Below are 8,227 nucleotides of genomic sequence, written 5' to 3' on the forward strand. Positions count from 1 at the left end.
CTCCTGGGCCTGCGGGGCGGCGGGATCGGGGAACTCCTCGCGCAGCAGTTCCACCGCCGAGACACGCAGCCCGCCCACCTCGTCGGCGATCTGGGCCGGGGTGGACCCGGCGCGGGCCCGGGTCTGCGTCATCCGCCCCAACTGGTCGCGGACCGGCTCGAAACCGGGCGCCGCGATGTCCTCCAGCCGTCCGCTGACGGCCACCTCGGAGAGCGCCTCGACCACGGCCTTGCACGCCTCGACCGCCTCGTCACGGGAGACGGTGAACACCGACCGGAACAGCGGCGCGTCGGCCCAGCGCTGGGCGATCTGCTCCTTGCGCTGTTCCAGGAAGGAACCCACCACCTGCGGTACCGATGCGACCGCGTCCTGCTCGGGCACGCTCATCCTCTCCTCTCGCACGGCCAGGTCTGCCGGTCCGCCGGCTCCCGACGCCGATCATCGCCGACCGCCCACCGTAACTCCCGGCCTCCGGCCCGGACAAACCCACTCCCGGCATCCCGTCCACATGGACTTTCCCCAGGTCACAGGGGGTTTGTCCGGAACGTCGGGCGGACGGCACGGGCAGCGGGCGCCCGGGCCGTCGCCCGTCCGCGACGGTGAGCGGCGGCCGGGGAACCGGGTCCCGTCCCGGGCCGGGAGCCCGCGGCGACGCGGACGCGCGGCATGGGGGAGCGCGGGTCGTAGGACCCCGCTGTTCCGCCTCCCGCGCACGCCGACCCGGCTCCTTCCGTGCGTTCGACTGCTGCCGGCCCGTCGATGGTCGCCGCCGGGCCGGTGTCTGGGGCCGCCTACCCCGAATGACGCGCGACTCTCCTCACTGTTGCCGACGTCACCCGTGCGTGCGATCGACGGGAGCCACCGCGGGGCACGGCCACGGGGCTTTCGGGGAGGTGGCACCCCGGGGCGGGGCGGGGAAGGCCGCCGGTACACCGGGTCCGTACCGCTCGCGGACCGTGCGGCCGGCCGGCCGGAGCGGCTGCGGCCCGGGGGCCGGCCGGCGACTCGTGCCGTCCGCTCATGGGGCGGGGCGGCCCTCCTCGCCGGTGCCGTCGTCAGTCGCGTGCCGCTGCGGAGGCCTCCCGGCGGGCCGGAACCGTCTCCGGCCGCGCGGACCGCCGGCGGCGGCGCAGCAGCAGACGCCGTGCCGGGCACTCCACCGCCTCGTACAGCAGCCAGGACAGGCCGAGCGAGACGGTGAAGACGACAGCGGTGACCGCGACCCCCTCCAGCGGTCCGAAGTGCGGCTTCTTGCCCAGCACCGCCGTCCCGGCGCGCAGCACCAACAGGTGGACCATGTAGAAGGCGAACGACAGCTCCCCGAGCCGCACCGTCCGCCGACGCCGCCACAGGGACGGCAGCCCGTGGAGATCGGCGACGGCCGCCGCGGGGATGAGCAGGGTGAAACCGGCCAGGGTGCACACGGTGGCGGAGTAGCCCGGCGTGACCTGCGGCACCATGAAGTAGCCGATGACGGCCAGGGCGAGCGACGCCTCCAGACCGGGCCCGCGCCAGCGGCCGAGGAGCACCAGCCGCGCGGTGACCGCGCCGAGCACGAACTCCGGCAGCCGCGCGGCGGGGAAGGAGTAGACCGGGTGGGTCCACCAGTGGTGGGCGTCCGCCCGGGCCAGCACCAGGACGGCCGCCACGGACAGCCCGCCCAGCACGAGCGAGCCGCGCACCCCGAGCCGGCGCAGCACCAGGAACAGCAGCGGGAAGGCGGCGTAGAAGAACGCCTCGCAGGCCAGCGACCAGCTCACCGGGTTCAGGGTCTGCCACCACGGCTGCCACCAGGAGTGCAGCAGCAGCACGTTGGCCAGCGCCTGCCTCGCCGTCGGCCGGGGCTGGCGGGCGAGCGTGTACGCCATGACGAACGCGACGGCGAGGGTCGCCAGGTGCACCGGGTAGATCCGCGCGATGCGCCGCCGCCAGAAGGCGAGCGCACGGTCGCGGGGCCGTGCCGACCAGGTCAGGACGAACCCGGACAGCACGAAGAAGAACGACACCCCGGTGGCTCCGGCGCCGAAGGCCCAGTGCACGAAGCGGCCGCCGGTGCCGCCGAAGTAGCCGAAGTTGTTCACGTGCAGGCCGAACACCAGCAGCGCGGCCATCCAGCGCAGCCCGGTGAGCGACGGCAGGGAGGGCGGGGCGGCTGTTGCGGGGGGCCCGGTGGTGGCCGCGCCGGGCCGGGCGGGCGGCGTCCGGAGCGCCCGGGTCGTCGCCGTGGTCATCACATCACCTGCCGCTGGGGGTTCGCGTGGGGCATGAGGGGGAACGTTGCCCGTTCAGCCCCGCTCCATCACGGCGCATGGCAAAGATCACACTGCTGCCGAACCAAGGACCGACGTACGTGCCACGGACGGCGGGACCGGCCGCACCCGAGCGGGTGATGACGCCCGACAGGGGCGCGCGCGGGTCTCGGCGCTCCCGGCAGCCGCGCCCTGCCACTGGTCAGAGGTGCGCTGTGAACGGGTACCGGTGGGAAATCCGTTCGCCGCCGCGCGCCGGGAGCGGCCATGATCCGCTGGTGACGACGACACCATCGAAGGACTCCGTGGTCCGGGCCGCCGCTCGCAACAACGCCGAGTGGTGCGCGGCGATGAGCCGATCGCACGGCCTGACGGGCGAGTTCGGACCGCAGGCCTGGACGGCCCCGGCCCGCACGCCGCCGTTCTACCCCGACGCGGTCACCCTCGTGCCCGGTGCCGACCCTGCCGTCCTGGTGCCGCGCATCGACACCACGGCGCCGGGCGCCTCGGTCAAGGACAGCTTCGCCGACCTCGACCTGACCGCGGCCGGCTTCCAGGTCCTGTTCGAGGCCCAGTGGATCCACCGCCCGGCGGGTGCGCCGGCCACGGCGTCCGCTCTCGAGTGGGGCGTGGCCGACGCGCCGGAGGCGCTGCGTTCCTGGGCAGTGGCCTGGGACGACGGGGGCGGCGACGCGGACCTCTTCCGTCCCGGACTGCTCGGCGACCCGGCCACCTACGTGCTCGCCGGGCGGGACCCGGGGGGCCGGGTGGTCGCCGGTGCGGTGGCGAGCCGCAGCGACGGGGTGGTCGGGGTCTCCAACGTCTTCGCCTCGGAGGCCGGCCCCGACGCGGCCTGGCCGGGCGTACTGCACGCGGTGCACCGGCTGTTCCCGGACCTGCCGGTGGTCGGCTACGAGCACGGTGCCGGTCTGGAGGCCGCCGTGCGCCACGGTTTCGAGCCGGTCGGGCCCCTGCGGATCTGGCTCCGCTGAGCCCGCTCCGCGTGCTGCTCACCGACGTCCGAGCGGGCACGGGGGCCCGCGCCGGCCTCCTGGTCACGGTCGTCGGGGCGGACCCGGCCCGGGCAGGGTCAGGCCCGGCCGGCCGGGGTCCGCCGCTCGGTGCGCGCGGCGGCCGTGCCGGCCCGGCGCCGGGCCTCGCGGACGGCCCGGTCGGCCTGCCGTGCGCGCTCCCGGGCGTCCTGCGCGGCGGTTCGCGCCCGCTGTTGCTCCTCCTCGGCGTCCCGCAGCCGCTCCCGCAGCTCACGGACCCGTTCCTCCGCCTCCGCCACCCGGGTTCCGGCCTCCTCCTCCGCCCGTGCGGCGGCGTCGGCCTCCTCCTGCCGGGTGCGCAGCTCCCGCTCGGCCTCGCGGGCCGCGGCCAGGAGCCGGCGGTGTTCCTCGTCCGCCCGGCGGTCACCGTCCCGGGTACGGCCCCTGCCGCGCACGGTCCTGTCCGGCTCGGGCGCGGGCCGGCGGGCGAGCAGGCTCTCGTCGGCCGCCGGGAACCCGGCCGCCGAACGCAGTGGCTTCACCAGCCGGCCCGCAGCCCACTCCCGCGCCGCCCCCGCGTCGGCGAGCACGGCGTGCAGCGTCTCCTCGACCTCGCGCTGGACGCCCTCGCCCACCGGATGCCCGGACTCCGCCGCCAGCCGGCGCGCCTGGCGCCCCAGCGCGCCGATCACCTCGTTCTGCCGCCGGGCCAGCCCGCGCAACTGCTCCCCGTCCAGTTCGCGGTGCGCGCGGCGCAGCTCCTCACCGAGGACGAGCAGCGGCTCGACCTCCTCGCGCTGCCGGCGCACCAGCAGATTGCTGACCCAGGCCGCCAGGCTCGGCCGCCGCAGCGCGCCGATCCGCCGGGCGAGTGCCTGGTCGCCGGCCTTGCGGGCGTCCAGGGCGCGGCGGTCGCGGGCGGCCACGAACTCCTCAGGGCGCAGCCCGTACAGCTCGTCGGCGACGGCGTCCAGGTCCACCGGTCTCCCTCTCGACGGCGCTCACGATGACGCGGTCCGAGTTCCGCGCGCGAAGGCGTTCATGTGCGTTCCCGCCCGTCCGCGAGGTGCTCGGCACGCCGTCCGGCCGCGTTCGTCACAGGAAATGCCGGATCGGTGCGACGGCGGCTTCCTTGGCGCGCTGGAACACGGCCCGCCGTCTCCATCGGGTGAGGTCGATGTCGACACTGCGCCGCAGGTCCGCGTCGTAGTCCCGGTCGAGTTCGGCGGTGAACGTCTCGTCGAGGACGGCGAGCATGACCTCCTCGTCATGGTCCATGGACCGGCGGTTGAAATTGGTCGAACCGATCAGGGCGGCGACCGAGTCCACGGTGATGATCTTGGCGTGCATCATGGTCGGCTGGTACTGGCGGACGTGCACGCCCGCTTCCAGCAGACGGGTGTAGTAGTGCTGGCCGGCGAGCTGGCAGGCGCGCTGGTCGGTGTGCGGCCCGGGAAGCAGGATCTCCACCCGCACGCCTCGACGGGCGGTCCGGCACAGCAGGTCGATGAAGTAGGGGTCGGGGGCGAAGTAGGCGGTGGCGAGGCGGAAGCGCTCCTCGGCGGAGGTGAGCATGACGCGGATGAGCGTCTGCATGTCCTGCCAGCCGATGCTGGCCGAGCCGCGGACGACCTGGACCACCGACGAGCCGGCCTGCGCGTGCTCGATGAAGCGGTCCCGGTCGTCGTAGAGCTGGTCGTGGCACTCGGCCCAGTTCTGTGCGAACGCGGCCGCGATCCCGTCCACGGCCGGACCGCGCACCTGGACGTGGGTGTCGCGCCACTCGGCCGGGTTGCGGGCGTTGCCGCACCATTCCTCCGCGATGCCGACGCCACCGGTGAAGGCGGTCTGCTCGTCGACGACGAGAGCCTTGCGGTGGCAGCGGTGGTTCTGCTTGAACGGCGACAGCCAGGCGGGCTTGCGGAACCAGGCCACCTGCACCCCGGACTCGTCCATGAGATCGAGCAGCTGCCGCTCGATCTGCTTGGCGCCGAAGCCGTCCAGCAGCAGACGGACGCGCACGCCCGCCCGGGCGCGATCGGCGAGGGCTTCGGCGAAGTCCCGGGCGATCTGACCACGCCAGTACACGAACGTCATCATGTCGATCGTGTACTGGGCCGATCTGATCGCTCTGAGCATCGCCGGAAATATCTCGTCGCCGTTGCGCAGGGGCAGGAGATCGTTGCCTTCGGTGGCGGCCACCCCGATCAGTCGTTCCAGCCGGCGGCGCAGTCGTTGTTTGCGTGCTGCCGCGTCAGGCGTGGTGACACGCTCCTGGACGGTCGGTTCCCTGTCGAGGATCACGTCGTCTCTCCCGTTCGGCCATGAGGGCGGATCGTTGCGGGCCGCTGGTGGAGCCCGAGAACCCGCATGCCCGGCGCATACTGCCCCATGTCGGCGGCGGCCCGGAACGTGGAGTCCGCGCGGCAGTGCCGTGGCGCTCGCACAGGGCGTCCGCCCCGCACGGCGGGGCAGCCCGCATCGCCTGTTCGGAGGACCGTCCGGCCCGCCGCGCGACCTTCGACGCCCCCGGGACCACATGATGCGTGCATGGCCAGGGCCACGCCTCTCCCCGACGCCCGCACCCACCGGTCCGGGCCGGGCCTCGCCGCGTCGAACCCGCCGGATCGGCCCTCATATGCGTCAGCAAACAGGTGAACAAGTGATCCGGCAGGCGCGGGCCCCGCACGCCGAGCGCCGCAGGCGCCGTCGAGCGGCCAGAATTGCATCGTTCATTTTCTTGAACCCCTCGTGTTTATGGCGGTAGGTTCCCCTCATGACCGCCTCCCCGAGACCGACCACCGCCGAGGAGCTCCGCGGTGCCGGCCTGCGCGTGACGGCAGCCCGCGTCGCGCTGCTGGAGACCGTCCGGGACGGCGACCACCTCGGCGTCGAGGCGATCGCCGCCGGAGTCCGCGATCGCGTGGGCCACATCTCCCTGCAAGCCGTCTACGAGGCCCTGCACGCGCTCACCGCCGCGGGCCTCGTGCGCCGTATCGAGCCGGCCGGCCATCCGGCCCGGTTCGAGGGGCGCGTGGGCGACAACCACCACCACATCGTCTGCCGGTCCTGCGGCACCGTCGCCGACGTCGACTGCGCCGTCGGCGAGGCGCCCTGCCTGACCGCCGCCGACCACCGCGGCTTCGCCATCGACGAGGCCGAGGTCGTGTACTGGGGCCTGTGCCCCGACTGTTCCACCGGCCGCAGTTCCTGAGCACCGAGTTCCGCACAGTTCGGAAGGATTGCCATGACTGAGAACCACGACGCGATCGTCACAGACGCGAAGTCGGAGGAGGGGAGCGGCGGCTGCCCCGTCGCGCACGACCGGGCCCTGCACCCGACCCAGGGCGGCGGCAACCGCCAGTGGTGGCCGGAGCGGCTCAACCTGAAGATCCTCGCCAAGAACCCGGCCGTGGCCAACCCCCTCGGTGACGGGTTCGACTACGCGGCGGCCTTCCAGGCCCTGGACCTCGACGCCGTGAAGCGGGACATCGCGGAGGTGCTCACCACGTCGCAGGACTGGTGGCCCGCCGACTTCGGCAACTACGGACCGCTGATGATCCGTATGGCCTGGCACAGCGCCGGCACCTACCGCATCAGCGACGGCCGCGGCGGCGCCGGCGCCGGCCAGCAGCGCTTCGCCCCGCTCAACAGCTGGCCGGACAACGCCAACCTCGACAAGGCCCGCCGCCTGCTGTGGCCGGTGAAGAAGAAGTACGGCCAGAGCATTTCCTGGGCCGACCTCCTGGTCCTCACCGGCAACGTCGCCCTGGAGCAGATGGGCTTCCAGACCTTCGGGTTCGGCGGCGGCCGCGAGGACGTCTGGGAGGCCGAGGAGGACGTCTACTGGGGCCCCGAGACCACCTGGCTGGACGACAAGCGGTACACCGGGGACCGCGAGCTGGAGAACCCGCTCGGCGCCGTCCAGATGGGTCTCATCTACGTCAACCCGGAGGGCCCCAACGGCCACCCGGACCCGCTCGCCGCGGCCCGCGACATCCGCGAGACGTTCCACCGCATGGCGATGAACGACGAGGAGACCGTCGCCCTGATCGCCGGCGGCCACACCTTCGGCAAGACCCACGGCGCCGGCCCGGCGGACCACGTCGGCGCCGACCCCGAGGGCGCCTCGCTGGAGGAGCAGGGCCTGGGCTGGCGGAGCAGCTACGGCACCGGCAAGGGCGGGGACGCCATCACGTCGGGCCTGGAGGTCACCTGGACCGCCACGCCGACCCAGTGGGGCAACGGGTTCTTCAAGAACCTCTTCGAGTACGAGTACGAGCTGGAGCAGAGCCCGGCCGGCGCCCACCAGTGGGTCGCCAAGAACGCACCGGAGATCATCCCGGACGCGCACGACCCGGCGAAGAAGCACCGCCCGAGGATGCTCACCACCGACCTGGCGCTGCGCTTCGACCCGATCTACGAGCCGATCTCCCGCCGGTTCCACGAGAACCCGGCCGAGTTCGCGGACGCCTTCGCCCGCGCCTGGTACAAGCTCACCCACCGTGACATGGGCCCCAAGTCCCTGTACCTCGGCCCGGAGGTCCCCGAGGAGACCCTGCTGTGGCAGGACCCGCTGCCGGAGCGCGAGGGCGAGCTGATCGACGGGGGCGACATCGCCACCCTGAAGACCAAGCTGCTCGCGTCGGGCCTGTCGGTGTCCCAGCTGGTCACCACCGCCTGGGCGTCCGCGTCCACCTTCCGGGCCAGCGACAAGCGCGGCGGTGCCAACGGGGCGCGCATCCGCCTCGCCCCGCAGCGCGGCTGGGAGGTCAACGACCCCGACCAGCTGGCGCAGGTGCTGCGCACCCTGGAGAACGTCCAGCAGGAGTTCAACGCCTCCTCCGGCGCCAAGAAGGTCTCCCTGGCCGACCTCATCGTCCTCGGCGGCGCGGCGGGCGTGGAGAAGGCCGCCAAGGAAGCGGGCTTCGAGATCGAGGTGCCCTTCACCCCGGGCCGGGTCGACGCTACCGAGGAGCACACCGA

General features: G+C 73.5%; 7 protein-coding genes. 3 read left to right on the forward strand and 4 right to left on the reverse strand.

Translation table 11 applies throughout. The features are described from left to right. Window positions 1-387: RsbRD N-terminal domain-containing protein (locus IE312_RS39075; protein WP_229899180.1), on the reverse strand; the 387-nt coding region annotated here is incomplete at its 3' end. Window positions 388-1,055: 668 nt separating this feature from the next. Then, window positions 1,056-2,231, reverse strand: coding sequence for an acyltransferase family protein (locus tag IE312_RS06410; RefSeq protein ID WP_189979161.1), 1,176 nt, complete (start codon window positions 2,229-2,231; stop codon window positions 1,056-1,058). 368 nt (window positions 2,232-2,599) lie between these two features. Between IE312_RS06410 and IE312_RS06415 the strand changes: the two genes are divergently transcribed. Next, on the forward strand, window positions 2,600-3,241 hold the full coding sequence (locus tag IE312_RS06415; protein WP_229899298.1) for a hypothetical protein: 642 nt from the start codon (window positions 2,600-2,602) through the stop codon (window positions 3,239-3,241). 98 nt (window positions 3,242-3,339) lie between these two features. Here IE312_RS06415 and IE312_RS06420 read toward each other — a convergent pair whose 3' ends face one another. Together IE312_RS06420 and IE312_RS06425 are read right to left on the reverse strand one after the other, a co-directional pair. Beyond that, window positions 3,340-4,221, reverse strand: coding sequence for a hypothetical protein (locus IE312_RS06420; protein ID WP_189979163.1), 882 nt, complete (start codon window positions 4,219-4,221; stop codon window positions 3,340-3,342). 115 nt (window positions 4,222-4,336) lie between these two features. Beyond that, window positions 4,337-5,545 carry a phospholipase D-like domain-containing protein gene (locus IE312_RS06425; protein ID WP_189979165.1) on the reverse strand — a complete coding sequence of 403 codons (1,209 nt, stop codon included), beginning with the start codon at window positions 5,543-5,545 and terminating at the stop codon, window positions 4,337-4,339. 472 nt (window positions 5,546-6,017) lie between these two features. On the opposite strand from IE312_RS06425, the gene IE312_RS06430 reads away from it, so the two are divergent. Next, window positions 6,018-6,455: a Fur family transcriptional regulator gene (locus IE312_RS06430; RefSeq protein WP_189979166.1), complete on the forward strand. Its 438-nt coding sequence runs from the start codon at window positions 6,018-6,020 to the stop codon at window positions 6,453-6,455. A gap of 33 nt (window positions 6,456-6,488) precedes the next feature. Next, on the forward strand, window positions 6,489-8,227 hold a 1,739-nt coding region (katG, locus tag IE312_RS06435; protein ID WP_229899182.1), incomplete at its 3' end, for a catalase/peroxidase HPI.

This window comes from Streptomyces capoamus (genome assembly GCF_014654935.1).
Lineage (GTDB): Bacteria > Actinomycetota > Actinomycetes > Streptomycetales > Streptomycetaceae > Streptomyces > Streptomyces capoamus.